Annotated in this window: 23 protein-coding genes and 1 tRNA gene; 8 read left to right on the top strand and 16 right to left on the bottom strand. The window is 71.1% G+C overall.

The features are described 5' to 3' along the window. Positions 1-15: 15 nt before the first annotated feature. Entirely contained in the window at positions 16-621 is a 606-nt protein-coding gene (gene msrA, locus ACFFXY_RS03805; RefSeq protein WP_382346006.1) for a peptide-methionine (S)-S-oxide reductase MsrA, read from the bottom strand. A gap of 65 nt (positions 622-686) precedes the next feature. Between msrA and ACFFXY_RS03800 the strand changes: the two genes are divergently transcribed. Beyond that, positions 687-1,070: a VOC family protein gene (locus ACFFXY_RS03800; RefSeq protein WP_382346004.1), complete on the top strand. Its 384-nt coding sequence runs from the start codon at positions 687-689 to the stop codon at positions 1,068-1,070. Positions 1,071-1,170: 100 nt separating this feature from the next. Here ACFFXY_RS03800 and ACFFXY_RS03795 read toward each other — a convergent pair whose 3' ends face one another. After that, entirely contained in the window at positions 1,171-1,434 is a 264-nt protein-coding gene (locus ACFFXY_RS03795) for a hypothetical protein (RefSeq protein WP_359946909.1), read from the bottom strand. 94 nt (positions 1,435-1,528) lie between these two features. On the opposite strand from ACFFXY_RS03795, the gene ACFFXY_RS03790 reads away from it, so the two are divergent. From ACFFXY_RS03790 to ACFFXY_RS03780, 3 genes are all read left to right on the top strand, one after another. After that, the gene (locus ACFFXY_RS03790) at positions 1,529-2,674 is read left to right on the top strand and encodes a cystathionine gamma-synthase (RefSeq protein WP_382346002.1); all 1,146 of its coding nucleotides are present in this window, start codon (positions 1,529-1,531) and stop codon (positions 2,672-2,674) included. A gap of 51 nt (positions 2,675-2,725) precedes the next feature. Beyond that, positions 2,726-4,093, top strand: coding sequence for an amidase family protein (locus tag ACFFXY_RS03785; RefSeq protein ID WP_382346000.1), 1,368 nt, complete (start codon positions 2,726-2,728; stop codon positions 4,091-4,093). A 266-nt stretch (positions 4,094-4,359) separates the two neighbouring features. Beyond that, a complete protein-coding gene (locus ACFFXY_RS03780; protein WP_382345998.1) occupies positions 4,360-5,532 on the top strand; it encodes a thiolase family protein in 1,173 nt (390 codons plus the stop codon). 72 nt (positions 5,533-5,604) lie between these two features. On the opposite strand, the gene ACFFXY_RS03775 is transcribed toward ACFFXY_RS03780, so the two are convergent. From ACFFXY_RS03775 to ACFFXY_RS03735, 9 genes are all read right to left on the bottom strand, one after another. Beyond that, positions 5,605-6,858: a serine hydrolase domain-containing protein gene (locus ACFFXY_RS03775; RefSeq protein ID WP_382345996.1), complete on the bottom strand. Its 1,254-nt coding sequence runs from the start codon at positions 6,856-6,858 to the stop codon at positions 5,605-5,607. 143 nt (positions 6,859-7,001) lie between these two features. After that, entirely contained in the window at positions 7,002-7,811 is an 810-nt protein-coding gene (locus tag ACFFXY_RS03770) for an IclR family transcriptional regulator domain-containing protein (protein ID WP_382345994.1), read from the bottom strand. Positions 7,812-7,846: 35 nt separating this feature from the next. Further along, the gene (pcaC, locus tag ACFFXY_RS03765; RefSeq protein ID WP_382345992.1) at positions 7,847-8,362 is read right to left on the bottom strand and encodes a 4-carboxymuconolactone decarboxylase; all 516 of its coding nucleotides are present in this window, start codon (positions 8,360-8,362) and stop codon (positions 7,847-7,849) included. Continuing rightward, entirely contained in the window at positions 8,359-9,216 is an 858-nt protein-coding gene (locus tag ACFFXY_RS03760) for an alpha/beta fold hydrolase (protein ID WP_382345990.1), read from the bottom strand. The genes pcaC and ACFFXY_RS03760 overlap by 4 nt, the downstream gene beginning before the upstream one ends. Next, positions 9,213-10,289 (bottom strand): lyase family protein, encoded by a 1,077-nt coding sequence (locus tag ACFFXY_RS03755; RefSeq protein ID WP_382345988.1) that lies wholly within the window; start codon positions 10,287-10,289, stop codon positions 9,213-9,215. Before ACFFXY_RS03755 ends, ACFFXY_RS03760 begins: the two co-directional genes overlap by 4 nt. Positions 10,290-10,379: 90 nt before the next feature. After that, positions 10,380-11,036, bottom strand: a complete 657-nt coding sequence (gene pcaG / locus ACFFXY_RS03750; RefSeq protein WP_382345986.1) for a protocatechuate 3,4-dioxygenase subunit alpha — start codon at positions 11,034-11,036, stop codon at positions 10,380-10,382. Beyond that, positions 11,036-11,758: a protocatechuate 3,4-dioxygenase subunit beta gene (pcaH, locus tag ACFFXY_RS03745; RefSeq protein ID WP_382345984.1), complete on the bottom strand. Its 723-nt coding sequence runs from the start codon at positions 11,756-11,758 to the stop codon at positions 11,036-11,038. The genes pcaG and pcaH overlap by 1 nt, the downstream gene beginning before the upstream one ends. Positions 11,759-11,779: 21 nt before the next feature. Continuing rightward, positions 11,780-12,499, bottom strand: a complete 720-nt coding sequence (locus ACFFXY_RS03740) for a CoA-transferase subunit beta (RefSeq protein WP_382347370.1) — start codon at positions 12,497-12,499, stop codon at positions 11,780-11,782. 29 nt (positions 12,500-12,528) lie between these two features. Then, a complete protein-coding gene (locus ACFFXY_RS03735) occupies positions 12,529-13,338 on the bottom strand; it encodes a CoA transferase subunit A (protein ID WP_382345982.1) in 810 nt (269 codons plus the stop codon). 213 nt (positions 13,339-13,551) lie between these two features. On the opposite strand from ACFFXY_RS03735, the gene ACFFXY_RS03730 reads away from it, so the two are divergent. After that, a complete protein-coding gene (locus ACFFXY_RS03730) occupies positions 13,552-15,021 on the top strand; it encodes an aldehyde dehydrogenase family protein (RefSeq protein WP_382345980.1) in 1,470 nt (489 codons plus the stop codon). A 113-nt stretch (positions 15,022-15,134) separates the two neighbouring features. Next, a tRNA-Ala gene (locus ACFFXY_RS03725) sits at positions 15,135-15,207 on the top strand. Positions 15,208-15,233: 26 nt separating this feature from the next. On the opposite strand, the gene ACFFXY_RS03720 is transcribed toward ACFFXY_RS03725, so the two are convergent. After that, positions 15,234-15,917 carry a response regulator gene (locus ACFFXY_RS03720; protein WP_382345978.1) on the bottom strand — a complete coding sequence of 228 codons (684 nt, stop codon included), beginning with the start codon at positions 15,915-15,917 and terminating at the stop codon, positions 15,234-15,236. Continuing rightward, positions 15,908-17,059 (bottom strand): sensor histidine kinase, encoded by a 1,152-nt coding sequence (locus tag ACFFXY_RS03715; protein WP_382345976.1) that lies wholly within the window; start codon positions 17,057-17,059, stop codon positions 15,908-15,910. Before ACFFXY_RS03715 ends, ACFFXY_RS03720 begins: the two co-directional genes overlap by 10 nt. A 151-nt stretch (positions 17,060-17,210) precedes the next feature. Between ACFFXY_RS03715 and ACFFXY_RS03710 the strand changes: the two genes are divergently transcribed. Next, positions 17,211-18,455, top strand: coding sequence for a serine hydrolase domain-containing protein (locus ACFFXY_RS03710; protein WP_382345974.1), 1,245 nt, complete (start codon positions 17,211-17,213; stop codon positions 18,453-18,455). 143 nt (positions 18,456-18,598) lie between these two features. Here the strand turns inward: ACFFXY_RS03710 and ACFFXY_RS03705 are convergent, their stop codons facing one another. Together ACFFXY_RS03705 and ACFFXY_RS03700 are read right to left on the bottom strand one after the other, a co-directional pair. Next, positions 18,599-20,077 (bottom strand): non-reducing end alpha-L-arabinofuranosidase family hydrolase, encoded by a 1,479-nt coding sequence (locus ACFFXY_RS03705; protein ID WP_382345972.1) that lies wholly within the window; start codon positions 20,075-20,077, stop codon positions 18,599-18,601. A 119-nt stretch (positions 20,078-20,196) separates the two neighbouring features. Then, entirely contained in the window at positions 20,197-21,297 is a 1,101-nt protein-coding gene (locus ACFFXY_RS03700; RefSeq protein ID WP_382345970.1) for a ricin-type beta-trefoil lectin domain protein, read from the bottom strand. A 295-nt stretch (positions 21,298-21,592) separates the two neighbouring features. Between ACFFXY_RS03700 and ACFFXY_RS03695 the strand changes: the two genes are divergently transcribed. After that, on the top strand, positions 21,593-22,036 hold the full coding sequence (locus ACFFXY_RS03695) for a WD40 repeat domain-containing protein (RefSeq protein WP_382345968.1): 444 nt from the start codon (positions 21,593-21,595) through the stop codon (positions 22,034-22,036). Between the two features lie 208 nt (positions 22,037-22,244). On the opposite strand, the gene ACFFXY_RS03690 is transcribed toward ACFFXY_RS03695, so the two are convergent. Further along, the gene (locus tag ACFFXY_RS03690; RefSeq protein WP_382345966.1) at positions 22,245-22,472 is read right to left on the bottom strand and encodes a hypothetical protein; all 228 of its coding nucleotides are present in this window, start codon (positions 22,470-22,472) and stop codon (positions 22,245-22,247) included. Positions 22,473-22,865: the final 393 nt, after the last annotated feature.

Below are 22,865 nucleotides of genomic sequence, written 5' to 3'. Positions count from 1 at the left end.
CTCGGGGGAGGCGCGTCAGCGCCCGCGGGGCGGCTCGACGTCGGTCTGGGCCGCAGCGACGCCGACGGGGCACGAGAGGCCGTTGGGGCCGTGGTTGCAGTAGCCGTTCGGGTTCTTGTGGAGGTACTGCTGGTGGTAGTCCTCGGCGATCCAGTAGGGGCCGGCGGGGAGGATCGCGGTGGTGATCGCGCCGAGCCCGGCGGCGGAGACGATCGGCGCGAACGCGGTGCGGCTCGCCTCGGCGGCGGCCTGCTGCTCGGGGGTCGTCGTATAGACGACGGACCGGTACTGGCTGCCGATGTCGTTGCCCTGGCGCATGCCCTGGGTCGGGTCGTGGTTCTCCCAGAAGACCTTGAGGAGGTCCTCGTAGCGGGTCTTCTCGGGCTCGTAGACGACCTTGACGACCTCGGCGTGGCCGGTGAGGCCGGTGCAGACCTCCTCGTAGGAGGGCTTCTCGGTGTTGCCGCCCATGTAGCCGACGGAGGTCGTCCACACGCCGGGGACGCGCCAGAACAGGCGCTCGGCGCCCCAGAAGCAGCCCATGCCGAAGTAGGCGACGGCGGCGCCGGGGCCGGGCGTGCCTTCGACGGGGTGCTTCAGGACCGGGTGGACGATGCTCATGCGGCAAGTCTGTCACGCGCGAATTGCGGCTGCCATGTGTCGGGCGCGGCCGCTACCGTGGGCCGATGGTCTCGAAAATCAACCAGGTCACGTTCGACACCCGCAACGGCTACGAGCTCGCGAAGTTCTGGATGGCGGTCACCGGCTACACCGAGCACCCCGACTACCCGATCGGCCCGGACGAGGAGGAGAACTTCATCGGCCCCGACGGGAAGCACCCGGGGCTCCTCTTCATCAACGTTCCGGAGCACAAATCGGTAAAAAACCGTCTGCACCTCGACCTCTCGCCCGACACCACGCGGGACGAGGAGGTGGACCGGCTCATCGCCCTCGGCGCGACGGTCCACGACGACCACCGCAAGGCGGACGGCACCGGGTGGGTCACCATGCGCGACCCGGAGGGCAACGAGTTCTGCGTCGAGCGCTCCGACGCCGAGCGCGGCCGCTGAGACGCGACCGCGGGCCGCCCCTCGCCGGGGCGGCCCGCGGTGCGAAGTCTGGTGGCGGCTCCTGCCGAAGCGGTCCCGAGGGGGACTGCGCCTGCCGGGGCTACTTCTCCGCGACGGCGTCGAGCTCGCCGTCGCCGTCCGCGTCCACCGCGGCGGTGTCGTACTTGCCGTCGCCGTCGTGGTCGATCAGGACGTGGTCGATGACCCCGTCGCCGTCGGTGTCGACCGCGAGGAGGTCCGCGGTGCCGTCGCCGTCGACGTCCACGTGGTACTCGACCGACCCGTCTCCGTTGCGGCGCACGCCGACCGTCTCGTCGACACCGTCGCCGGTGATGTCCATCTTGTGTACTTCGTCGAAGCCCATGAGGCATCTCCTAAGCAAGGAAGTGGTAAGTGTCGTCTGCACGATAGCGCGCCTATCCATAGCCAGTGGTACTCGCGTCGGCTAGCTTAGGGGCATGCATGACGGTCACGGGTTTTCCACACGCGCCATCCACGCCGGTCAGGAGCCGGATCCGCTGACGGGCGCGGTAGTTCCGCCGATCTACGCGACCTCCACCTACAAGCAGGACGGGGTCGGCGGCCTGCGCGGCGGCTACGAGTACTCCCGGTCGGGCAACCCGACCCGGACCGCGCTGGAGACCTGCCTCGCCGCGATCGAGGGCGGCACGCGCGCGTTCGCGTTCGCCTCCGGCCTCGCCGCCGAGGACGCGATCCTGCGGGCGCTCCTGGCCCCCGGCGACCACGTCGTCATCCCCGACGACGCCTACGGCGGCACATTCCGCCTGTTCGACAAGGTCGCCGTCCGCTGGGGCCTGCGGTACACCGCCGCCCCGATCACCGACCTCGCCGCCCTCACCGCGTGCTTGAGCGAGGGCACGAAGATGGTGTGGGTCGAGACCCCCACCAACCCGCTGCTCAACATCGCCGACATCGAGCAGATCGCCGACATCGCCCACCGCCACGGCGCGATCCTGGTCGTGGACAACACGTTCGCGAGCCCGTACCTCCAGCAGCCGCTCGCGCTCGGCGCCGACGTCGTCGTGCACTCCACCACCAAGTACATCGGCGGCCACTCCGACGTCGTCGGCGGCGCCGCCGTCGTCCGCGACGCCGCCATCGCCGACGCGATCGCGTTCCACCACAACGCCATGGGCGCCGTCGCCGGACCGTTCGACGCGTTCCTCACCCTCCGCGGCGTCAAGACCCTCGGCGTGCGCATGGACCGCCACTGCGACAACGCCGAACGCGTCGCCGAGTTCCTCGCGGGCCACCCGAAGATCGCCGAGGTCCGCTACCCCGGCCTCGCCGAGCACCCCGGCCACGACGTCGCGGGCAAGCAGATGAAGCGCTACGGCGGCATGATCTCCTTCCGCCACAAGGACGGCGAGCAGGCCGCGGTCGACGTCTGCGCCCGCACCGAGGTGTTCACGCTCGGCGAGTCCCTCGGCGGCGTGGAGTCCCTCATCGAGCACCCGGGGCGCATGACCCACGCCTCGGTCGCCGGCAGCGCCCTGGAGGTCCCCGCGGACCTCGTGCGCCTGTCGGTCGGCATCGAGGACGCCGACGACCTCCTGGCCGACCTGCGCCAGGCGCTCGGCTGACCGTCCTCTCCCCCCGGTAGAGCCCCAGTCCCCCGCGAGAAAGGACGATCAGTGAGCTGGTCGGGAACCACTGCGCAGCAGATAGCGAAGGCGGTCCGGCGCGGCGACGCGGACGCCTCGGTCGTCGTCGACCACCATCTGCGCCGCATCGAGGACCACCGCGAGGCCGACGCCGCCCTCACCGGCGTCCGCAAGATCGAGTCGCTCGCCGAGGCCGCGGCCGTCGACGACATCGAGAACCGCGAGGCCCTCCTCGCGGCGGGCGTCCCCGTCGCGGTCTGCGAGCAGCTCCCGGTCACCGGGCACGCCCCGCGGCTCGGCTCCAACGCCGCCGTCCTCCCGATCGCCGACACCGACCACCGTGCGGTGCAGCGCATCCGCGGCGCCGGCGCGGTCGTCGTCGCCTTCGGGCGCTCCTCCGAGCTGGGACTGTGGCCCGCCACCGACGACGACGGCAACGTCCCCGCCAACCCCTGGCGCCCCGACCGCGGCATCGGCGGCCCCTCCGGCGGCGCCGCCCTCGCCGTTGCCACCGGCGCGGCCCCCATCGGCATCGGCCTCGACGGCCCCGGCTCCGCGGGCGGCGTCCGCACCGCCGCCGCGGCCTGCGGCATCGTCGCCTACAGCCCCGAGCACGTCCCCGCCGACATCAACGCCGACCCCGACCACTGGCTCGGCGGCCACGTCGGCGTCATGGCGACCACAGTGGACGATGCAGCGCTGGCGTACGCGGCCCTGACGCACCGCTCGCCGCGCTCCACCGGCGACCCGGGACGCCTGCGCATCGCCGCCACGAACTCCGCGCCGCTCCCCGCCCGCGTCGACGACGACGCCACCAAGTGGCTCCTCAAAGCCGTCCGCTCCCTCACCGACCTCGGCCACGACACCTTCCGCGCCAAGCCCCGCTTCGGCGCCCGCCTCACCCCTGCCTCCTCCGGCGCGTGGACCTGCGCCGCGTACCTCCGCAGCCTCAAATGCGGCCCCGACGGGCTCCAGCGGCGCACCAAGCGCCTTGTGGCCGTGGGCGAGCGCACGTACCTCGGCGGGCTCTTCGGCGGCGTCCTCGGCGACGGCAACCGCGTCCGCCGCCACCTGGAGGACTGGTTCGACCTGGAGGACTACGACGTCCTCATCACCCCGGGCCTGCCCGCCGCGCCCCCCGCCGCCAAGGAGTGGTCGCTGGAGCCCCTGCGCTCCAACGTCACCCACCTCGCCTCCGCCGCCGCCTTCACCGCCCCGTTCAGCCTCGCCGGACTCCCCGCGCTGGTCGTCCCGGTCGGCATGCGCTCCGACGGCGCCCCCGCCACCGTCCAGCTCGTCGGCCCGCCCGGCTCCACCGGCCGCCTCTTCGACGTCGCCGCCCAGCTCATCGCCAAACTCCGCCCCCGCCGCTACGCGCCGGGCCTGAGCTGGGACTAGCAGCGCCGCCGTGTGCCGGTGGCCAAGGCCACCGGCACACGATCGGGTGACATGCGCGCTTCCGGGCGGGGTTCTTGTCGGACCCCCGCGCAAAGCTGGGCGCTACGGTCCCCTTCTGGGAGGGTGGGGGCTGGGGACGGCCGCCACCTTTAGCTTTGAACGCCTCTTGCGAAGCTCCCTCATGTTCACTAATGTTCGCGATGTGCACACAGTTTCATCAGGCGCACACTGAAAATGGACCACTTCCGCGAACCCCTGGGGCCGCCGTGAGCACCGCCTACATCCTCGACGCCGTCCGCACCCCGATCGGCCGCCACGGCGGCGCGCTCGCGAAGGTCCGCCCCGACGACCTGGCCGCCAAGGCGATCGGCGGGCTCGTCGCGCGCCAGAGCGACCTCGACCCGGCGGCGATCGGGGACGTCGTCCTCGGCAACGCCAACGGCGCGGGCGAGGACAACCGCAACGTCGCCCGCATGGCCGTCCTCCTCGCCGGGCTCCCCGCGACCGTCCCGGGCACCACCGTCAACCGCCTCTGCGGGTCCGGGGCCGAAGCCGTCGTCGCCGCGGCCCGCGCGATCGAGTGCGGCGACGCCGACCTCGTCGTCGCCGGGGGCGTCGAGTCGATGAGCCGCGCCCCGTGGGTCCTCCCGAAGACCGAGCAGCCGTTCCCGCGAGGCGGACTCGAACTCGCCGACACCGCCCTCGGCTGGCGCCTGGTCAACCCCGCCATGAACCCGCAGTGGACCGTGAGCCTCGGCGAAGGGGCCGAGATCCTCGCCGACGAGTTCGGCATCGGCCGCGAAGCCCAGGACGCCTTCGCCGCCCGCAGCCACCGCCTCGCCCACGCCGCGTGGGAGACCGGGGCCTTCGCCGACGAGATCCTGCCCCTGCACGAACTCGACCGCGACGAGGCGATCCGCCCCGCGACCACCCCCGAGGTCCTCGCCGGGCTCCGGACCGCGTTCCGCACCGGCGGCACCGTCACCGCCGGGAACGCCAGCACCCTCAGCGACGGCGCCGCCGCGCTCCTCCTCGGCGGCGAACGGGCCGCGGCCGACCACGGCAGGCCCTTGGCGCGCATCGTCTCCCGCGCGGTCACCGCCGTCGAGCCGCACCGGTACGGCATCGGGCCGGTCGCCGCCGCCGAACGCGCCCTCGAACGCGCCGGGATCGGCTGGGACGACCTCGACACCGTGGAGCTCAACGAGGCCTATGCGGCGCAGTCGCTCGCGTGCCTCGCGTCCTGGCCCGGCCTCGACCCCGAGATCGTCAACCCGCAGGGCGGCGCCATCGCGATCGGCCACCCGCTCGGCTGCTCCGGGGCCCGGCTCCTCGCGACGCTCGCGTGGCGGCTGCGCCGCGAAGGCGGACGGTACGGCATGGCGGCGCTGTGCATCGGCGTCGGCCAGGGGATCGCGGTCGTCGTCGAAGCGGCCTAGGGCCCGTCCTGCGGATCGCAGGACGGGCCCCGGGCCGCCGACGCGGCCGGTCCGATGACGCTGCGGCCCTGGTCAGTTGAGGACCAGCGGCGCTTCGGACCCGGGGACGGCGGTCAGCGCCTGGGCCAGTGCTTCGGCGCCGGTCGGCATCGCCCCCGCGTCGGTGCCGCACAGTCCGGCGGTGAGCAGCGAGGCGAGCGCCCAGTTCAGCTCGGCGGGGTCGGCCATGGTGTGGCGGTCGTCGACGTTCCAGGTGAACGTGGCCTGCCGGTCGCCGTCGAGGGAGTGGAACGAGTACGTCATGTGCCCCAGGCCGCCGCCGGTGTGGCCGACGAAGACCTCCTCGGGGTCGTCGGGGCAGCCGGGCTGGAGGCCGACCAGTCCCAGCCCGTAGGCCAGGCCCTGGTCGCCGCCGCCGACGAAGTCGGTCATCTGGGCCAGCTCCGCGCCGTCCAGGAGCGTGCCGTCGAGCAGGGCGTCGTAGAAGTCGTTGACGTCCTCCATAGTGGAGATCACGCCTCCGGCCGCCCACATCTGGTCGTGGGAGAGCCTCGTGGAGTCGAAGTACGGCTCGTCGGCCTCGCCGGTCGTCATGTACGGCACCGGGTTCGCGCCCCGGATGCCCCACGTGCCGTCCTTCGGCAGGTAGGTGTCGTCCAGGTCGGCCGGTCCGAAGACCCGCTCGTCGAGGACCTCGCGCAGCTCCTCGCCGGTGACGTGCTCGATGAGCAGGCCCAGGGCCATGTAGCCGGTGTTCGAGTAGGCGTAGCCGGTGCCCGGCTCGAACAGCAGCGGGTCGGCGGTGCTCATCGCGATGAGCTCCTCCGGCTCGTAGTCGTTCCGGTAGTTCGCGTAGAAGTCGCCCATGTCGCTCTCCGCGAGCGAGGGGTAGAGGTAGGAGAAGTAGTCGCGCAGGCCGCCGGTGTGCTGCATGATCTGGCGGATGGTCGGCTCGTCCTCGTACGGGAGGAGCCCTGGCAGGTAGTCCCCGATCGTCGCGTCGAGGTCCACCTCGCCCTCGGACTGGAGCCGGAGGAGCACGGCCGAGACCATCGACTTGGTGAGGCTGGCGATCCGGACCCGGTCGTCCTCGTCGACCCTGCCGCCCGACCCGTCGATCTTCCTGGCGCCCATGGCCTCCGACCAGACGTCGTCGCCGAGGCGCACCTCCGCGGTCACGGAGTGGTCGGCCGCGTCGTAGAGCTGCTGGAGCTGCCGGTCGAGCAGGTCGTCGTCGAGGCCGTCGGAGGGCGTCGCGCCGGCGGAGGCGGGGAGCGCGAAGAGCGCGAGCGCGAAAGCGCCGGCGAAGGAGAGTGATGTGCGCATGCCCCAACGCTATTGGCGCGTGTGGTGCCGTACCACCGTAAAACGAATGAACTTCCCATACTGCGACAGGCGGAAGTCCCGGCCCATGCCTCCACCGGAAGGCGGAAGACGGACGGGGGATGACGAACGAACCGCCGCGCGGGTCAGCCGAACTGGATCGCCATGTCCGCGAGAATCCTCGCGGCCGTCACGAGGAGCGGCGGCAGCAGGTCGCGGCGGGCCTTGTCGAGGTCGGTGCGGCTGGCGTGCGAGGAGACGTTCACGGCCGCGACGGCCTTGCCCCACTGGTCCCGGATCGGCACCGCGATCGACCGCAGCCCCTCCTCCAGCTCCTGGTCGACGAACGCCCACCCCTGCGCCTTCACCCGTTCGAGCTCCTCGCGGAGCTCCCCGACGTCGGTGATCGTGTGCGACGTGAACGCCGTCAGCTCCGCCGACTCCAGCATCTCGTCCAGCCGGTACCCCGGCAGGTCCGCGAGCAGCACCCGCCCCATCGAGGTGCTCGCGGCCGGGAAGCGGGTGCCGATGTTGATCGAGACGCGCATGATCCGCTGCGTCGCGACGCGGGAGACGTACACGATGTCGGTCTCGTCGAGCACCGCGACCGACGCCGACTCCTGCACCTCGGCGACGAGCCGCTCCAGGTGCGGCTGCGCGATCTCGGGCAGCGACAGGCTCGACAGGTACGCGAACCCGAGCTCCAGGACCCGCGGCGTGAGCGCGAAGTAGCGGCCGTCGAAGCGCACGTACCCGAGTTCGGTGAGCGTCAGGAGGAACCGCCGCGCGGTCGCGCGGGTCAGCCCGGTCTCCTTGGCGACCTCGCTGAGCGTCATCGCCTCCCGCTCGGCCGAGAACGACCGGATGACGGCGAGCCCGCGCGCGAGGGTCTGCACGTAGTCGGAGTTGCGGGGCGCGCTCGTCGCCGCCTCGTCGCTGTCCGGGGTCTCCTGCATGGAATCCACCCTATCCGTGGTCGGCCGCACCGGCCTCAGCCGCGCTCGGCGGAACGCGGGTCGGCGCCCGGATCGGAAGCGGTGCCGGAGGGGAAGCCGGCAGCGGTGCCCGGTTCGGCGAGGTCGTCGGCGTCGGCGTGCTCGGTGCGCGGAGCGTGCTCGGCGTGCTCTGGGCGCACAACGCGCCCGTCGTGCTCGGCGACGAGTCGGCCAGCGAGGTGGAACGCGCGGTTCGCGCGGGGCAGACCGGCGTAGACCGCGGTGTGGAGGAGGACCTCTTTCACCTCGTCGGCGGTGACGCCGTCGGCGAGGGCGGCGCGGACGTGCATCACGAGTTCGTCCTCGCACCCGAGCGAGCACAGGACCGCGATGGTGAGCAGCCGCCGCGTGTGCGTGTCGAGACCGGGCCTGGACCACACGCCGCCCCAGGCGTACTCGGTGATGAACTCGCCGAAGTCGCGGTCGAAGCCGGTGCGGGCGGCGTTGGAGCGGTCGACGCGGGCGTCGCCGAGGACGGCCCGCCGGACCCGCTCGCCTTCGGGAACCGTCATGTCCGGTCCCCTTCCAGGAACTCGATGACCGCGCGGTTCCACCAGTCGGGCCGCTCGGCGGTGAGCAGGTGCTTGGCGCCTTCGGCGAGGAGCACGCGCGAGTCGGGAAGGCGCTCGTCGAGGAACGCCGCGTCGGCGGGCGTCGTGACCTCGTCGGCGGTCCCGGCGACGATGAGCGCGGGCGCGGCGATCCGGCCGAGGTCGGCCCGCTGGTCCATGGCGCCCAGGGCTTCGCAGCAGGCGGCGTAGCCGCCGGAGTCGCAGTCGTCGAAGCGCCGCCGGAACGCGGCGACCGTGCCGGGCTGGTCTGCGAGGAACGCCGAGGAGAACCACCGCCCCATCGCGGCTCCGCTGATCGACGCGCACCCGTCTGCCCGCACCGCCTCCGCCCGCTCGCGCCACCCCTCCGGGGTCCCGATCCGCGCGGCGGTCGAGACGAGCACGAGCCGGTCGACCCGTTCGGGACGGGTCACCGCGAGCCGCATCGCGACGGCCCCGCCGAGCGAGACGCCCGCGACGTGCGCCCGCTCGATCCCCAAGTGGTCGAGCAGGTCGACGAGGTCGCCCGCGAGGTCGTCGATGGTGAGCGGGCGGTCGTCGGCCCCGCGCGACCGACCGCCCGCAGGGCCGCCCGTGTCGCCGATGCCGCCGGGACCACCGAGGCGATCGAAACCGCCGGAGCCACCAGACCCGCTGTACGGCGTCCCGCCGTGCCCGCGGTTGTCGAAGCGCACCAGTCGGAACCGGGCGCCGAGCGGCGTGACCTGCGGCCGCCACATCTCCATCGAGGTGCCGAGCGAGTTGACGAGCACCAGCGGCGGCCCGTCGCCGTCGATCTCGTAGTGGGGGATCATCCTTCGGCCTCCCGCAGGTTGCGATCCATCGCTTCCGGGTGGAATTCGAGCCCCTCCAGGCACTCCCTCAACCAGGCCGCCGCGGACCCCGTGAGCCGCAGCAGGTCCGAGAGCGTCTCCCACTCGGTGTGCCACAAGCCGGGCGAGCGCTGAAGCTCCTGCGGCATCGCCGCGTACAACGTCGCGACCAGGCCCGGCGTCCGGGCGGCGCACGCCCGGGCGCACGTCGCGGCGACCGGGTTGCGCTTGTGCGGCATCGACGTCGAACCGCCCGGCCGGCCCTCGCTCACCTCGCCGATCTCGTTCTGGCTCAGCAGGATCACATCGACCGCGACCTTCCCGCAGGCTCCGGCCGCCTCAGCGGCGGCGGCGCCGATCCGCACCACCGGCCCGCGCGCGGTGTGTCCGAGGTACTGCGACGGGTCGATGTCGAGACGCCGCAGGAAATGGGCCCGCAGGTCCTTCTCGGGGATCACGCGCTTAGACCAGTTGCGGCCCACCGGGCCCGCCAGCACGCCGGGGAACTCCAGTTCCTCAAGCCTGCGGCGCGCTTGGGCGATGCCGGCGGTCCACCGGCCGTTCAAGTCCATGAGGTCGATGGGCTCGGCGTGCTGGAGCAGCGTCCGGGCCCACAGCCTCGGCTCGGACGCCCACTCCTCCTCGACGATGCGGTCGAGCACCGCGCCCTCGCAGGCGCGCAGGTCGTCCATGATCGCCGCGACGGCGTCTCTCGCGACGAGCATCATCGCGGTGTCCATGACGTCCTGGCTGGTCGCCGAGAAGTGGACGGCCTCATGGTGGCGCTCCGGCACCAGCTCGCGCAGCCGCTCCACCACGCCCGCAACGGGATTGCCGATGCTCGCCGCCGATGCCGCGACGGCGGCGAGGTCGAAGCGGTCCGGGTCGGCGGCCGCGGCGACCGCGTCCGCGGCATCGCGCCCGACATACCCGGTGTCGGCCGCGGCCTCGGCCAGAGCCGCCTCGACGCGGAGCATCGCGGCGAGCCAAGCGGGCCCCGAGACCGCGTCGGCGGCCCGGCCGCGCGCGAACACCGCGTCGAACAGTCCGGTCACCGGCACCGGGCCCCCTCAGGCAGCACCGTCTCAAGCAGCGCCCACTCGGACAGCGCCCCTTCAGACCGCGCCCCTTCGGACAACGCTCGCTCAGACATCGAAGAACACCGTCTCGCCCTCGCCTGTCTCGCCGTCCCCTTGCAGGCGTATGTCGAAGCGGAGGCCGTCCCCGTCGGGGACGGCGACGAGGGTGTGCCGCCGGTCGTCCGGGACCTTCGCGAGGACCGGATCATAGGCGTTGAGCGGCTCGCCGGGGAAGTACATGCGGGTGTGGAGCTGGAGGAGCAGGCCCCGTGCGTGGACCATGACCGCGAGGTGGGGCGCGCAGCCGTCGCTCGTCGCGCCTGGCCGCACGGTGGTGAACGCGAAGCGCCCCGCGGGGGCGGTGGGGCAGCGGCCGAAGAGGCCGCCGACGCGGCCCTGCGGATCGGCTTGCAGCATTTCGACGAGCGCGTCGGGCACGGGCTCGCCCGCGCCGTCGAGCACGGTCCCGTGGACGTGCAGGCCGCCGCCCTTGACGATGACCGGCCCGTCCTCGTAGGGGAGCGCGAACCCGTAGAACGGCCCGACGGTCTGGCCCGGAGTGAGCGCCTGCTCCTCGGGCCGGTCCCGGTCCCGGTGCTCGCCCCGGGGCTGGGACGGGAGCCGGTGTTCCGACTGTCCCTGGGCCGGAAGCCGACCCTCGTCCTGTCCCTGTCCCTGCGTCTGTCCTTCTGCCTGTCGCCGTCCCTGGGCCTGTGCCGCCATCAGCCCTCCCCGTCCCTCGGGAGGTCGGACTCGAAGAGCGTCCGCTCCGGGCCGCGCAGGACGACGTCCCAGTGGTACCCGGTGGCCCACTGGTCGACCGTGGCGTCCAGGTCGAAGGCCGCGACCATGCGCTCGCGCGCGGCCGGGTCGGTCACCGAGTGCATCACCGGATCGTAGGGGAAGAGCGGGTCGCCGGGGAAGTACATCTGCGTGATCAGGCGCGCAGCGAACGCGGTGCCGAACAGCGAGAAGTGGATGTGCGCCGGGCGCCAGGCCTTGTCGTGGTTGCGCCACGGGTACGGGCCGGGCTTGACCGTGGTGAACCGGTAGACGCCGTGCTCGTCGGTGAGGCAGCGGCCGACGCCCGTGAAGTTCGGGTCCAGCGGCGCGTCGTGCACGTCCTCGGCCTGCGCGTACCGGCCGGAGGCGTTGGCCTGCCACACCTCCACGAGCTGCCCGGCGAGCGGCGTGCCGTTGCCGTCGCGGACCTGCCCGGTGACGACGATGCGCTCCCCCAGCGGCGTCCCGGCGTGCTGGGCGGTGAGGTCCGCGTCCACCGGACCGATCGGGCCGGAGCCGAGGAACGGCGCCGTCAGCTCCGTCTCCGGGTCGTGGAGGGGGACGAGCGGGCGCTTCGGGTGCCGCAGGGCCGTCGACTTGTACGCGGGGAAGTCGCGGTCGGGGTGGACGCCGCGGCCGTCGCGGCGCAGGAGGTCTGCCATGTCGGGGCTCCTTTCGAGTGGTCAGGAGGTCAAGGCGCGCAAGGCGTCGAGTTCGGCGCCGGTGGGCGGCTCGGTCGTGCCGAGGTCCGGGGCGACGCGCAGGGGCCAGCCGGTCCGGGCGACCGCCCGCTCCGGGTCGGCGCCCGGGTGGACGCTGACGAGCACCAGCTCCCGGGTGTCCGGGTCCGGTTCGAGCACACCGAGATCGGTGATGACCCTGACGGGTCCCGCGCCGCGCAGCCCGAGCCGTTCGCGCGCGCCGGGGCCGTCGCCGTGGCCGACGGAGGTGGTGAAGTCGAGCCGGTCGACGAAGATCCGCGGCGTGTGCCGCACGACCACGACCGTCTCCTTGCAGGACGCGGCGATCTCGGGCGCGCCGCCCGCGCCGGGGAGGCGGACCTTCGGTCGGGCGTACTCGCCGATCACCGTGGTGTTCAGGTTCGCGAACCGGTCGAGTTGGGCCGCACCGAGGAAGCCCACGTCGATGCGTCCGGGCTGAAGCCAGTAGTTGAAGATCTCGGCGCTGGAGACGACGGTGTCGGCGGTCTCGGCGAGCGACCCGTCGCCGATCGACAGCGGCGGCCGGTCGGGCTTGGAGCCGATCGTCCCCGACTCGTATATGAGGACGATGCCCGGCGCGCACGTCGCCCGTGCGAGATTCGCCGCGAGCGAAGGGAGCCCGATCCCGACGAAGCAGGTCCGCCGCCCGGCCAGCGCGCGGGCGGCCGCGACGGTCATCATGTCCTCGGCGCTCGGGGCGTCCTGGTCGTTCACCGGGCCTCCATGACGTTCGCGTCGATCCAGGCGCGGAACGCGTCGCGGTCGCGGCTGACGGCGTCCCATTCCCTGTAGAAGTCGTTGTCGCGCTCGGTGTATCCGGCGGCGTAGGAGGGGGCCGCGCCGCCGGGGACCTCGCAGACCCAGTCGATCACCCAGTGGGGCAGGAGGATCGCGCCGGGGACGGGTTCGAGGGCGTCCACGATCTCCTCCACGGTCACGACCGCGCGGCCGGCGGCGAGGACCGCTTCCTTCTGCGCGCCGACGATGCCCCAGAGCTGCACGTTCCCTTCGCGGTCGGCGCGCTGGGCGTGGATCACGGCCACGTCGGGGTTGAGCGCGGAGACCGCGGTCAGGCGCTCGCCGGTGAACGGGCAGGTGATGGGGGCGATCGAGTCGGTGACGTCGGCGAGATCGGTTCCGGCGTAGCCGCGCAGGACCGCGAACGGCAGTCCGGAGGCCCCTGCGACGTAGCGGTTCACGAGCCCAGCGTGGGAGTGCTCCTCGATGGCGAGGTCGCGGGGCCAGGCGTGCTCGACGGCGTCACGGAGGCGGTGGAGCGACCCCACGCCGGGGTTGCCGCCCCACGAGAACACCAGCTTCGCGGCGCATCCGGCGCCGATGAGCTGGTCGTAGATGACGTCGGGGGTCATGCGGATGAGGGTGAGGTCCTTGCGGCCCTGGCGGATCAGCTCGTGGGCGGCCGCGTGGGGGATGAGGTGGGTGAACCCCTCCATGGCGACGGTGTCGCCGTCCCGGACGGCGGCGGCGAGGGCTTCGGGGAGGGCGGTCAGCCGCGCCATGGGCCTCCTCCAGGGGAGTTCGGGATGCGAACGAACGAAGCATACACGAACATCTATGGTTTTCCAACGGCCGCGAAGCCGCTCCCCTTGCCTCGCATGCCCGATCTCGATACGATGCTTGCGTTCACATGTCGAACAGTGATCCGTAAGGCGAACACCCCGGTACCCTCTCGGCCCTCCACTCCCTCCCCCACGCCGACAGGAGCGACGACGATGTCAACCGAACTCTCTTCCCCCGCATCCCTTCTCGACCCCTCGATCTGGGACTCGTGCCGCTTCGACGGCGCCTGGCACCCTTCCGAGACCGTCCGTCCCGTGGTGGAGCCGGCGACCGGCGCGGTCCTCGCGCACGCGGCCGTCGCGACCCCATCGGACATCGCGGGCGCCGCGAGCGCCGCCGCCGCGGCCCAGCCCGCCTGGGCGGCAACGCCGTTCCACGTCCGCGCCGCGGTCCTGCGCCGCGCCGGGGACCTCTTCGAGGCCCACGCCGCCGAGATCCACGAGTGGCTCACGCGCGAGTCGGGGGCCGTCCCGATGAAGGCGGGCTTCGAGACCCATGTGGCCGCGGCGGAGTGCCACGAGGCCGCGGCGCTCGCGTCCTCTCCGATCGGCGAGGTCATCCCCTCGGAGTCGCCGCGCCTGTCGATGGTCCGCCGCGTCCCGGTCGGGGTCGTCGGCGTCATCGCCCCGTTCAACGCGCCGCTGATCCTCGGCATCCGCTCGGTCGCCGCGGCCCTGGCCCTCGGGAACGCGGTCGTCCTCAAGCCGGACCCGCGCACGGCGGTCTGCGGCGGCGTCGCGATGGCCCGCGTCTTCGAGGAGGCGGGCCTGCCCGCGGGCCTCCTCCACCTGGTCCCCGGCGGACCCGACGTCGGCGAGGCGATCGTCACCGACCCGAACGTCCGCGTCGTCTCCTTCACCGGCTCCACGAGGGCCGGGCGCGCGGTCGCCGAGGCTGGCGGGCGCCTGCTCAAGCGCGTCCACCTGGAGCTCGGCGGGAACTCCGCGCTCCTGGTCCTCGACGACGCCGACGTCGAGGCCGCCGCGAGCGCCGCGGCATTCGGCTCGTTCTTCCACCAGGGCCAGATCTGCATGACCGTGGGCCGCCACCTGGTCCACGAGCGGCTCCACGACGCGTTCGTCGCCGCCCTCACCGCGAAGGCCGAGGCGATGACCGTCGGCAACCCGTTCACCGACAAGGTCGACCTGGGCCCGGTCATCGACGCGTCCCAGCGCGAGAAGATCCACGCCCTCGTCACCGCCGGCGGCCAGGTCACGACCGGCGGCACCTACGAGGACCTGTTCTACCGGCCGACCGTCCTGACGTCCGTCGACAGCGGGACCCCGGCCTGGAGGGAGGAGGTCTTCGGCCCCGTCGCCCCGGTGCGCACCTTCGCGTCCGAGGACGAGGCGGTGCACCTCGCCGCCGCCTCCGAGTACGGCCTCTCCCTGGGCATCGTCACCGCGGACGTCATGAAGGGCCTGGACCTCGCCGAGCGCATCCCCACCGGCATCGTCCACGTCAACGACCAGACCGTCGGCGACGAGGCCCACGCCCCCTTCGGCGGCGTCCGCGCCTCCGGAACCGGCGCCCGCTTCGGCGGCCGGGCCGCCAACACCGAGGCCTTCACCGAGACCCGCTGGATCACCGCCCAGTCCCACCCCGGCCCGTACCCCTGGTAAACCTCCAGCTCACCAACGTGACCCGCATCTCGAACCCCACCACAGCCCCGCCTCCACACCCTGTGTAAACTGGTCCGGGTTCCAAGGTCTACGACCTCTGGAACGCCAATCAAGGGGCTTTGGCGCAGTTGGTAGCGCGTTTCCATGGCATGGAAAAGGTCAGGGGTTCGAATCCCCTAAGCTCCACAAACGGATATACAGGACATGAGGGATCATCGCATAGATGGTCCCTCATTTCTTTGTCCAGGTGGGTCAATGCCGTGGCGTCGGAGGTGTGCCAGGACGGCGAGGACGCGGCGGTGGCCGCTGTCTTCGACCGACAGTTCGAGTTTGAGGAAGACGTTGCCGATGTGCTTGTGGACGGCATTGTCGGTGATGAAGAGTCGCTTGGCGATGGTGGCGTTGTCGTGGCCTTCGGCCATCAGTGCGAGTACTTCGCGTTCGCGCGGGGTGAGGGCATCGACGGGATCGCTGTGCGCGAGGAGTTGGGCGATGACCTCGGGGTCCATGGCGGTGCCGCCGTCGGCGACGCGGCGCAGTGCCTCGGCGAACGCTGCGACACGGCTCACGCGGTCCTTGAGGAGGTATCCGATGCCTCCGCGGGTGTCCGCGAGGAGCCGGCGGGCGTAGGACTGCTCCACGTACTGCGACAGGACCAGGATCGGCAGGCCGGGGTGATCGCGGCGGGCCTGGAGTGCGGCCCGGATTCCTTCGTCGCGGAATCCGGGCGGCAGCCGGACATCCACTATGGTCACATCGGGTCGGTGGGCCTCCACCGCGGCGAGGAAGGCGGGGGCGTCGGTTGCGACGGCGGCGATCTCGAACCCCCTGGACTCAAGCAGCAGTTCGAGCCCGGACGACAGCAGTACGTTGTCCTCGGCGATCACTACGCGCACGGCAACTCCAATGCGATGACGGTCGGCCCGCCCTCCGGGCTGTCGACGGTGACGGCGCCGTCCAGGGCGGCGGCACGGCGGCGCATGCCGTCCAGGCCCGTGCCGCGGGCGGGGTGGGCGCCGCCGATCCCGTTGTCCGCGATGCGGAGCCGCAGGAGTGCGCCGTCGCGGGCGACGCTGATCGACGCCTCGGTCGCGCCGCTGTGCCGGGCGGTGTTCGCAAGCGCCTCCGTGGCGGCGAAGTAGGCGACCGCCTCGACCGCGGCGGGCACCTCCCCGAGCGGGCCCACGTCGAGGCGGACGGGGACCCCGGCCCGCGCGGCCAGGGTGGCGAGCGCCCCTGCGAGGCCCTGGTCGGCCAGCACCGGCGGGTAGATCGTGTGGATGACCGAGCGCAGCTCGGTCATCGCCTCCTCGGTCTCGGCCTGCGCCTGTCGCACCAGGACGGCGGCCGCCCCGGGGTCCTCGGCGTAGGTCTCGTCGGCGACCGCGAGTCGCATCGCGATGGCCACGAGCCGGGCCTGGGTGCCGTCGTGCAGGTCCCGCTCGATGCGGCGCAGTTCCGCACTGTGCGCTTGGAGGACGTCGACGCGGGTGCGGGTGAGTTCGGTGACGCGTTCGACCAGTCGCTCCTCGGGCGAGGGGGCCAGGATCGCGAGGCAGCACCGGGCGTGCGCGCCGGCGAGCGGCGGGAGGACGAGCGCGGCCAGTCCTGAAAGGACGAATATGTTCACTGCGCTGAGCGATATCGCGGCGCCCCAGTCGGTGATGGGGTCGCTGACCACCGGGAGCCACGGCGTCCAAGGGAAGGCCCACCACAGGACGGCGGTGACGAGGGTGAGCAGCAGGCAGCCGGCGAGGAGAACGGCGACGGCGCCCGACGACAGACCGAGGCCGATCTGCGCTGCGAGCCAGACGATATTGCGGCGGGCGGCGCGCGGGCGAGGCTCGACCGGTCGGCCCAGCAGCGCTCCGGCGCGGCGACGGTGCTGCTCCGCCCAGGGCTGTGCGAGGGACGGCACGCACAGCAAGGGCGCCGCGACGAGCGTGGCCGTCGCGGCGACCAGGACCTCGGCCAAGTAGACCCCGCTGCGGCTCGACTTGAGCGACCGCTCGCGGACCGCGCGGAGTATGCCGAGCACTGATCCATTCCCCTCTGACGTACCGGTCCCCCATGGGGCTCCGTGCCCACCTTAGGGAGCGTTCGGGTGCGCGGCACTACAGGCAGCTGTAGGTTCCCTTCGGGAGTTCGCGGTACTGCAGCGGAACCCGTCGCATTCCTAGTGTCGGATCATGACCAGAACTGATCCGGCCCTTGCGCCGCAACGCGATTCCGAGACCCCGACCGATCGACGCCGCATCGGCAGGCGCTGGGCCGCCCTCGCTGCGGCGGTCCTCGTCGCCGCTGGTGCGGTCGTCGCCGTCGAACTGGCGACCGCCCCGGACGAGGCTTCCGGCTACGGCCAGGACGACCTGCTCCGGGACACCGAGGCGCTCGAAGCGCTCGGCATCGTCGGCGTCCAGGCGCGCTTGGCCACCGATTCCGGCCCGGACCTGGTGGCCACCAGCGGGTTCGCCGAGGACGGCACCGATCGCCCAGTGGACGGCGACGGCTACTTCCGGATCGCCAGCACCGGCAAGGCACTCGTGGCCACTGTGGTCCTGCAACTGGCTGAAGAAGACGCGCTGGCCCTCGACGACACGGTGGACCGGTGGCTGCCCGGGCTCGTGGCGGGCAACGGCAACGACGGCGGCGCGATCACCGTCCGCCAGCTCCTCCAGCACACCAGCGGCATCCACGACGACCTCCCCGGTTTCGCGGACCACGAGGACTACCTGGAGCGCCGGTACGACGTGTACACACCCGAGCAGATCGTCCAACGGGCGATGGCGCACCGGCCCGATTTCGCACCGGGCGCCGGATGGGGGTACTCCAACACCGGCTACGTCCTGCTCGACATGATCATCGAGCGGGCCACCGGCCGCCCCTGGCATCAGGAGGTCGAGGAGCGGATCCTGGAGCCTCTCGGCATGGACCGCACCTACCTCCCCGGCGACGATCCCACGCTTCGCAGCCCGCACGCCGACAGTTACGAGGTCTACGCCGACGGCGAGCGGCTCGACGTCACCGAGGTGATCGTCCCCGACCCCGGCGGCTACATCTCCACCACTGCGAACGTCAACCGCTTCCTCCAGGCCCTGCTCGGCGGCGAGCTCCTGTCCGAGGCGAGTCTGGCCGAGATGCAGGACACCGTGCCGGTCGGCGAGGACATGCAGGCGTTCTGGCCGGGCGGCGCCTACGGCCTCGGCCTGGTCGAGCGGCCCCTGTCCTGCGGAGGGAGCTATTGGAGCCATGAGGGCGGCGAGAGCGGCTACATCAATCTCAACGGCAGCACCGACGACGGCCGCCGCGCCGTCACCGTCTCGATGACCACCGCCCTGGGCGGTTCCCCTGAGAGCATGATGCGGCAGGAGCGGACCGCCAGCGACCTCGTCGACCATGCGCTGTGCGGCACCCCTGGCGCCGGGCGGAATTGAGGCTTAGGCACGACTCCCCGATATCGTCGCTGCACGGGCCACCGCCCGGCTTCGAGCTTCAGAGCCCGCGGGCGGGCTGAGGTGGGCGGTCTCGGGGTGAGACCGCCCGCTGGTTCAGACCGAGGCGGGGCTGGGTCGTGCCGTTAGCGTTGCAGGGTCAGCAGGCCGGGGCGGTACGGCAGGAGGCCGTAGTCCATGCCGTCGGAGCGGGGGTCGCGGCCCTGGTAGAGGAATTGCAGGTTGCAGGGGTCGATGGTCTTGGTCTGGTCGGGGTTGGTGCGGACCAGGTCGCCGTGGCTGATGTCGTTGGTCCAGGTGGCACCGCTGTTGGCCTTGCCCGCGAAGGGGCTGCTCTCGGTCGCGGCCTGCGGCGTCCACGAGCCGTTCAGGCTGGTGGCCGTGAACGAGCGGAAGTAGCGGCCCTGGGCGCCCATGGCCTCGACGATCATGAGGTACTGGTTCTGGCCCTGGACCTTGTAGACCTCGACCGCCTCGAACAGGTTCGCCTTCGTGTCGCTCATGACGAGCTGGTAGCTCGTGCCGAAGCTGCTCGGGAAGTTGCCGAGCGGCATGCTGGCGCGGTAGATCTGGCCCTCGTCGTTGGCGAAGAACAGGTAGATGTTCTGGTCGTCGGCGATGAGGGTCTGGTCGATGGGGTTGTTCACGGGAAGGGTCCCGTTGAAGAGCTCCTGGTGCGGGCCCCAGCTGTTGGGGTCGGCGGGGTTGGTGGACGTGCGGTAGGAGAACTTGTACGGCCAGCCCCACTGGTAGGCGATCACCCAGACGTTCTTCGGGGCGAAGTAGAACAGTGTGGGTGCCACCGGGTTGAAGGTCGTCACCCTGGTCTGGCCGGCCGAGGCCATGTCGGACCAGTTGGTGAACGGGCTGAAGACCACCGAGTTCCAGGCGGTTCCGGCGTCGTGCGTCGTCGCGTAGACGAGGTACTGGCCGTTGTGGCGGACGGCGGTGAAGTCCTTGAGCGAGACCTGCCCGTTCTTCGGCTCCGCGAGCGGGCCCGTCGACGTCCAGCGGTACGTCGACGGAAGCGCGCAGGCGCCGCTGCCGCCGTCGACGCGGGCGAGCTGCCATTGCTGGTTGGCGCCGCCGTGGTCGGTGTACTGCACGACGGCCGCGCCGTCGCCGGTCGCCCCGTTCTGGACCTCGACCGCCTTGCTGCTGTTGCGGTTGATCAGACGCACGTAGCCGCTGTCGGAGTCGGCCAGCCGGAACTGCTGGTTGGCGCCGCCGTGGTCGGTCCACTGGTGGATGGCGGCGCCGTCGGCGGTGGACCAGCCGGAGACGTCGAGGACCTTACCGGAGTGCCGGGCCTTGATCCGGTAGTAGCCGCCGCCGGCGTCCACGAACTGGAACTGCTGGTTGCTGGTGTTCGCGCGGGTCCACTGGTGCAGCAGGGCCCCGTCCGCGGTGGACACACCGCTGACGTCGAGGACCTTGCCGCTGTTGCGGTTCACCAGGACATACCAGGCGGTGGTGTCCACTGTGGCGGCTTCGGCCGCGCTGGTGAACGGGTTGAGCACGGTCGCGGCGGCGGCCCCGGCGAGCACGCTGGCTCCGCCGATGAGCATCCGTCTGCGGCTCTTGGGGTTTTCCGTCCAGGCCATGGTGGCCTCCTTCTCACTTGGGGTTGGTCGGTCATAGATGGAGATGCGGGTTCATTGCCGCGGTCGGGATCGGACCGGGTAGTCGCGGACCGGCGTCCGCGTCGCGTGTGAAACCGAAGTCACCGCCTGGTCCACTGCTGGTTGGCCTGTGCGCCGCCGCAGGTCCAGAGCTGGACCTTCGTGCCGTTGCCGGTGCCCCAGCCCGACGCGTCCAGGCAGAGGCCCGACTGCACCCCGGTGATGGTGCCGTCGGCGTTGAGGTTCCACTGCTGGTTGGCCTGCCCGTTGCAGTCCCAGATCACCACCGCGGTGCCATTGCTGGTGCCCTGGCCGGACGCGTCCAGGCATTTGCCGCCGTACACCGTCAACTGCCTGCCGGCGGTGTAGGTCCACTGCTGGTTGGCGCCGCCCCAGCAGTCCCACAGCTGTACCCCGGCGCCGTTGGCGGTGTCGGCCCCGGCGACCTCCAGGCAGCGACCGGACTGGGCGCCAACGATCTCGGTGCCGTCCGCTGCGCCGACGCTGCCGGGCACCGACCGCAGTGCGGCGTACCAGACCGCGGCCATCTTGTCGTATCCGGCGGCGGTGGGGTGGACGCCGTCGTCCAGGTCGGCGGCGTTCAGGGCGCTGTGCATGTCGACCAGGTGCACGTTCTTGCCGGCGTTCACCTTGCTCTGCACGATGCCGGGGATCGCGGCGTTGAAGCTATTCACCGCCGCGTCCCCCTCGCTCCACCCGAGCGGAGCGATCTGCGCGACGAACACCTCGGCGTTCGGCGCCGTCGCGGTGATGCGGTCGATCAGCGCGGACAGCCGGTTCGGGGCGCCGGCGACATCGTAGTTCTGGAGGATGTCGTTGGTGCCGATGTGCAGCAGCACCGTTTTCGGCTGGTAGGCGTTCAGCCAGCCGACGACGTTCGCATGGATCTGGTCGATGCGCCAGCCGGGGTGGCCTTCGTGATCGTGATCGCCGAGGTTTCCCGGCCCGTTGAACTGCGACCCGACGAAGTCCGCGGTGTACCCGCCGCTCGCGAGGCGCTGCCACAGGCCGATCCGGTAGCCGCCCGGCGTGGCCGTGCCCTCCGTGATGGAGTCGCCCAGCGGCATGATCCGGACCCCGCCGTTCGACTCCGCGCTGGCGGCGCCGATGGGCGTCGCCACCATGCCCGCCATGAGACCGAGCGCCACGATCCACCCGAGCCACCTTGCTCTTGTTCGCATCTCTTGTTCCTTGAATTCGTAGGATTGCTGCTGTTTCAGGCGGTCACGAGCCCGGAAGTTATCGCTCACACATCGAAGCCGGGTTCCGATACATCTGATGATTGGCCCGGAAGCTCAACTATAGATATGCATCGATGTGTAGTCAACGGCTCGCCCGAGATTTGTTGGTACATCTGGCGTTATGGGTCGGCGCGGGTCGAGATGCGCAGCGGGGCGGGTGAGTAGGTCGGGGAGCTGGGTGGCGTGGGAGTTGAGCTAGATCGACCGCACCGCACGGCCCTGAGACCTCCGCACCTTGCAGGAGCTCAGGACACGCTCGGGCCACGAGCAGTCACTCAATTCAGTGGCGTTCGGTCGGCTCGACGGACGGACCGTCGGCGGGGTACAAGCTGTGGCATGGGGTACCAGAGACGACGATCCGATCGCCGTCACGGGCGGAAAGGACAGGTCCGTACGAGTATGGGATCTCAACACCACCTTGCGCCTCCCTCTCGCCGGTCCGCGATCGATGCTCGGGTTCGGGTTGGCGATCGGGGAAGCCGAGAACCGTCCCGCCGTGTTCGTATCGAACGACGACGACACAATTGACGCCTTGGAGCTCGGCCGCGGACGGCCGCTCATCCGAGTGCCGGACGCGACCGGCTCGGTCAATTCGATGGTGTTCGGCAGGAACGAGGGCCACCCTGTACTCGCCGCCGGGCCGGAGCAGGGAAGGGTACATAGGCTGGTATCTCGATGAGCCCGATAACCTGGTGGCCTTCGTCCGTGAGATGGGCCGGTTCCACGATGGTCTGACCGTCGGAGAGGCGGGCGGCCGCCTCCTCGCCGTCGTCGAGGACCGCTCCAAGATGGTGGTCTACGACCTCTTGTAGCATTTCGTGACACGCAGCCGGAGTCGCTTCCCCTACCGGGGCTTGGGGAGCCACATAGTTTCGGCCGCGATCGGGTCATGGAACAACCTTACGATCGCAGTAGAAATCGGACACAGCAAGATCGCCACCGTCTGGGATCTCTACAGAGCCGAACTGCTCACCACTTTGGGAGAGCATCCGGATGAGCTCGCCTCGGTGCCACTGGGCCAAATGCACGGTCGACCGATAGCGTTGCGGGGCAATCAAATCGGGAACGTGCATGTATGGAATCTGGCAACCTCGATGAAAATCTTCGAGCTCCACGGGCACACCAGCACAGTGAGCACTTCGGTCGTTTCGAGCAGCAAGGCCGACCGGTGGCGGCGACAGGCAGTTCGACCCCGTTCAGTGAGATGAAATTCCAGATCAGCAAGGACGGGTGTCATCGGAGACCCCCAACAGGACGACTGAGGCCGACTACACCGTCCGGCTCTGAGACCTGGATCTGGGAACGGAGTTCGACCGTCTCTACTTCTCCGGTCCGATTCACAAACGGGCGTTGGGTCCGGACGGGGAACTCGTGGTGCGGTACGAGGCCGAACCGGCTGTTCTGGACCCACCGAATCGATTACAAACAGCTAATCGTTCGCCTGTATGAATTTCGTTGCACAGTAGGGCGATTCATAGGTTGATCAGTCAGTGAGCCGCGCGTGCTGG

Source organism: Glycomyces mayteni (genome assembly GCF_042428885.1).
Classification (GTDB): domain Bacteria; phylum Actinomycetota; class Actinomycetes; order Mycobacteriales; family Micromonosporaceae; genus Glycomyces; species Glycomyces mayteni.
Note: the sequence above shows the minus strand (reverse complement) of the source record. Positions and strands in the feature narration are given on the sequence as shown.

Excerpts from the sequence above, each read along its gene's own strand:
- ACFFXY_RS03735 (WP_382345982.1), bottom strand. The coding sequence starts at position 13,338 with ATGGCGCGGCTGACCGCCCTCCCCGAAGCCCTCGCCGCCGCCGTCCGG.
- ACFFXY_RS03705 (WP_382345972.1), bottom strand. The coding sequence starts at position 20,077 with ATGGCCTGGACGGAAAACCCCAAGAGCCGCAGACGGATGCTCATCGGC.
- pcaG (WP_382345986.1), bottom strand. The coding sequence starts at position 11,036 with ATGGCGGCACAGGCCCAGGGACGGCGACAGGCAGAAGGACAGACGCAG.
- ACFFXY_RS03775 (WP_382345996.1), bottom strand. The coding sequence starts at position 6,858 with ATGCGCACATCACTCTCCTTCGCCGGCGCTTTCGCGCTCGCGCTCTTC.
- pcaC (WP_382345992.1), bottom strand. The coding sequence starts at position 8,362 with ATGACGGTTCCCGAAGGCGAGCGGGTCCGGCGGGCCGTCCTCGGCGAC.
- pcaH (WP_382345984.1), bottom strand. The coding sequence starts at position 11,758 with ATGGCAGACCTCCTGCGCCGCGACGGCCGCGGCGTCCACCCCGACCGC.
- ACFFXY_RS03795 (WP_359946909.1), bottom strand. The coding sequence starts at position 1,434 with ATGGGCTTCGACGAAGTACACAAGATGGACATCACCGGCGACGGTGTC.
- ACFFXY_RS03800 (WP_382346004.1), top strand. The coding sequence starts at position 687 with ATGGTCTCGAAAATCAACCAGGTCACGTTCGACACCCGCAACGGCTAC.
- ACFFXY_RS03700 (WP_382345970.1), bottom strand. The coding sequence starts at position 21,297 with ATGCGAACAAGAGCAAGGTGGCTCGGGTGGATCGTGGCGCTCGGTCTC.
- ACFFXY_RS03740 (WP_382347370.1), bottom strand. The coding sequence starts at position 12,499 with ATGATGACCGTCGCGGCCGCCCGCGCGCTGGCCGGGCGGCGGACCTGC.
- ACFFXY_RS03730 (WP_382345980.1), top strand. The coding sequence starts at position 13,552 with ATGTCAACCGAACTCTCTTCCCCCGCATCCCTTCTCGACCCCTCGATC.
- ACFFXY_RS03770 (WP_382345994.1), bottom strand. The coding sequence starts at position 7,811 with ATGCAGGAGACCCCGGACAGCGACGAGGCGGCGACGAGCGCGCCCCGC.
- msrA (WP_382346006.1), bottom strand. The coding sequence starts at position 621 with ATGAGCATCGTCCACCCGGTCCTGAAGCACCCCGTCGAAGGCACGCCC.
- ACFFXY_RS03760 (WP_382345990.1), bottom strand. The coding sequence starts at position 9,216 with ATGATCCCCCACTACGAGATCGACGGCGACGGGCCGCCGCTGGTGCTC.
- ACFFXY_RS03710 (WP_382345974.1), top strand. The coding sequence starts at position 17,211 with ATGACCAGAACTGATCCGGCCCTTGCGCCGCAACGCGATTCCGAGACC.
- ACFFXY_RS03790 (WP_382346002.1), top strand. The coding sequence starts at position 1,529 with ATGCATGACGGTCACGGGTTTTCCACACGCGCCATCCACGCCGGTCAG.